Source organism: Bifidobacterium platyrrhinorum (assembly GCF_010667645.1).
Classification (GTDB): Bacteria; Actinomycetota; Actinomycetes; order Actinomycetales; family Bifidobacteriaceae; genus Bifidobacterium; species Bifidobacterium platyrrhinorum.
This window is the reverse complement of sequence record NZ_WHZV01000014.1, coordinates 1-3,384: the sequence shown is the minus strand read 5'-3', so window position 1 is coordinate 3,384 and position 3,384 is coordinate 1. Positions and strand designations below refer to the sequence as shown.

Annotated in this window: 3 protein-coding genes; 1 reads left to right on the top strand and 2 read right to left on the bottom strand. The window is 65.6% G+C overall.

Going from position 1 to position 3,384, the window contains the following annotated elements:
• Together GFD21_RS10770 and GFD21_RS10765 are read right to left on the bottom strand one after the other, a co-directional pair.
• Window positions 1-833, bottom strand: an 833-nt coding sequence (locus GFD21_RS10770) for a hypothetical protein (protein ID WP_163197977.1), incomplete at its 3' end; no start/stop codon positions are given.
• Between the two features lie 136 nt (window positions 834-969).
• Window positions 970-1,899: a DMT family transporter gene (locus GFD21_RS10765; RefSeq protein ID WP_163197988.1), complete on the bottom strand. Its 930-nt coding sequence runs from the start codon at window positions 1,897-1,899 to the stop codon at window positions 970-972.
• Window positions 1,900-2,114: 215 nt separating this feature from the next.
• On the opposite strand from GFD21_RS10765, the gene GFD21_RS10760 reads away from it, so the two are divergent.
• The gene (locus GFD21_RS10760) at window positions 2,115-2,519 is read left to right on the top strand and encodes a pyridoxamine 5'-phosphate oxidase family protein (RefSeq protein ID WP_163197976.1); all 405 of its coding nucleotides are present in this window, start codon (window positions 2,115-2,117) and stop codon (window positions 2,517-2,519) included.
• Window positions 2,520-3,384: the final 865 nt, after the last annotated feature.

Here is a 3,384-nt window from a genome sequence, read left to right as displayed (position 1 = left end):
GAGCCCGTGGACCCGGAGCCAGACCCGGTCGTGCCGGATTCCGTGCCGGTCGTGCCGTCGATCGTGCCGGATTCCGTGTCGGAACCGTTCGAATCCTCGGAGCCGGTCGTGCCGGATTCCGTGCCGGTCGTGCCGTCGGAGGGCGGAGGGGTGGACGGCCCGTTCTGGGTGGAGGAGTCGTCTGTCGTCGTCTTCGACGTGGTCGTCGGGCTGACGATGTCGCGCACGACCGTGTCGGTGCCGTTGCCATGCGTGAACAGCATCACCAGGCCGGCGGCGATGGCCACGCCCAGCAGGCCGCTGACCACGGAGACGATGATCGCCATGCGCTTCGGGCTGATGCGGCCCTTGCGCCTGCCGCGCAGTTCGGACACCGTGTAGGTGGTGGTGTTCGCGGCCGGCGTGCCCGCGACACGCGGGGTGCGCGCGCCGGCATCGGAGACCTGCGGGGGCAGCGGCACGTCGCCGATGCCCAGCGGCCGTTCGGCGTTCGCACCCACGCCATGGCCGAGCGTCCCCACCAGGGTCTCGTCGCCGGCGTCCCCGTCTTCGGCCGCGGCGTCCCCGGCCTTCGCCTTGGAATCGTCGCCGTCCCCGGCGTCCGCCCCGTCGGAGTCCCCGCCGTCCTTCTCGTCCGCGCCCGAACCGCTCAGCGGGTTGACCTCCTGCAGCTTCTCGCCGGAGGCCTTGAGGATCGTGCCGTAGATGTTCGCGGCCAGCGTGGAGATGACGTAACTGGCCGCCGCGCCTATCACGGAACCCGCGATGCCGATCTTCGCCGACAGCAGGAACGAGGTGACCGCCGCGAGGGATCCCGCGATGATCTGCGACATGGATATGCCTTGGAAAAACTTCTTCACGAAGATAGACCGTAACCAAATCCGCTTGGAGGAAACTGGAGCTTCGGCTAAAGGCTCAGAATGCTTACATGTGCCTTCCGGAATCTCCACATAGCGGACATGACGGGCGTCAATTGCGATACAGGGAGTGCCGCGTCGGCCGGATCACCGACATGAGCACGGCGGCGAAGATCAACGCGAAACCGACCAGCGAGCTCCAGGTGATGCGCTCTCCCCAGAAGAGCGCCGAGAAGGACACGGCGAACAGGCTCTCCGTGCACATGATGATCGACGCCTGGGAGGCGGGCACGTGCGCCAGCCCGATGTTCTGCATGATCTGGGCCGCCATCGTGGCGCCGAGGAACAGGTACAGCACGCTGGCAACCACGGACGGGGCGAGCCAGGAGACCGCCGGTCCGGGCTCGGTGAACGCGGCGCCCGTCAGGAACAGCACGCCCGCCACGGCGAACTGCACGAAGGTGACGGCGATCGGGTCGAAGCGTTTCGTGTACACACCCAGACAGGTGAGGTTGAACGAGAATATGAGCGCCGTGGACAGGGTCAGCCAGTCGCCCGTGGACAGGGACAGGGTCGCGCCGTCCCTGAGCGAGACGAAGCCCACGCCCATCAGGCAGATCACGCCGGCCACCACGTTGATGGCCTTCGGACGCACATGCGAGACCAGCCATGCGGCGAACGGCGTGATCACGCAGTAGGCGGCCGTCAGGAACGAGCTGCGTCCCGGGTCGATGGTCTGCAATCCGATGGTCTGCGTGACCATCGTGCCCCAGTAGGTGACCCCCGCCACCAGCGCCGGGACGATGATCGCGCGGTTGAGGCAGGGGACGATGTGCCGGTGGAACAGCGCGAACATGCAGGAGCATGCGCCCACCATGCGGATCCCCATCAGCCATTGCGGCGGGATCTCCGCCATCGCGAACTTGGCGAGCAGATAGCTGGCGCCCCACATGGCTGCGCATGCCAGCAGCATGAGCCGGGCGAGGTTCGGCGGGAAGGAACGCGACCAGCGGCTGCGCAACGCCTTGAACCGTCCGAGCATCGTCGCCATCCTCCCGTTTCGTCCGTGGCCGCCGCGACGCATCGTGGCGGGCCCGCGCGGTTTTTCCGTTACATACGATACGGCCGCGGCCGCCGGCGACATGCCATGCGCGGCCGGGGCGCGTGACCATCCTCACAGCGAACACCGGCCGGGCGGTGACGCGGGGTGGGTATGGTGGAAACGGATACATGACCGTTCCAACGAAAGGACACCATATGGCAACGCTCACCGCCGAGATGAAGACCTTCATCGAGAACAACCTGGGCTGGATCTCCACCGTCTCCAAGGACGGCCAGCTCGACCTCGGCCCGAAGATGAGCCTGTTCGTGCTCGACGACAACCACATCGCCTACCACGAGCGCACCGCCGGCCAGGCCTACGAGAACCTCAAGGACGGTTCCCCGCTGGTCATCGCGTTCGCGAACCTCGCCGAGAAGAAGGGCTACCGTTTCCGCGGCACCGTGACCCTGCACTCCGACGACGCCATCTACGAGGAGCAGGTGAAGGTCGCCGAGGAGAAGGGCACCAAGAAGCCGGCCGTCATCCCGGTGCTCGAAGTCACCGAGATCCAGAACCTCGCCTCCGGCCCCACCGCCGGCAAGACCATCGAGAAGGACTGAGCCTTCCGGTACAGGTCTCTTTCCCGTTTTCCGTGCAGGGCCCCGGTCCGATGTCCGTCTCCGACGCATCGGACTGGGGCCGCGCTATATCGCGACGGATCAGGCGGGGCGGATGCCGATACGGCCATGCCGCGCGGTCGGGCGTCGACGCCCGATGCCGTCGTCATTCAGTCTGGTGCCGGTGAATCGGCTTGCGGTGAATCGTTCTCGATGGTGAACGTGTGGGGTGGCGCGCAGGATCGCGCAATCGCGCTTGGCTGATGCCGGGAACGAGCCATGGCATGGCCTGCGTATTCTTTTTCGTGTGTGGCGGGTCTTGTCGAACCTGGTACTTGTCCATCGTCCGGGAGCCGCCGGTCGGCCCCCCGAGGGTGGTGTGCGTCGCGGTCATGGGTTCGCAGGCCGTATGGTCTCGCTGTGCGGGGGTGCCCCCGGATTCGGGGTTCTTCCGATTGTGGCGTAGAGGCTGTGGGGGCTTTTTCGTTCTGTTCGTCGTCCATCCGCCCGGATCGGACGGATGGGAACGGGCGGGGACTGTTCCCTCAATCCGTGTCTACCCGTTTTCCGGGTTGGGTGGGAGGAATCGTCTTTCCCTCAACCTGCGTTCGCCCGTTTTCAGAGTTAAGGGAGAGACCGGTCCGCCACTCAACGTCATAAGCGGCCGGATCATGGTTGAGGGACGAGACCGTCTGGACCGGAAATCCTTGGAAAATGGCGGTTTTACGCGAAACATGGCCCGTATGCCCCATGATCTGGCCTGGAATCGTGTTCTCCCTCAACCCGAAAACTGTCTAGTCCGAGCGGATAGTTGACGCATGTCTCGGGGCATGGTTGACGGTGTGTCCTGGGGCATGGTTGACGGGTG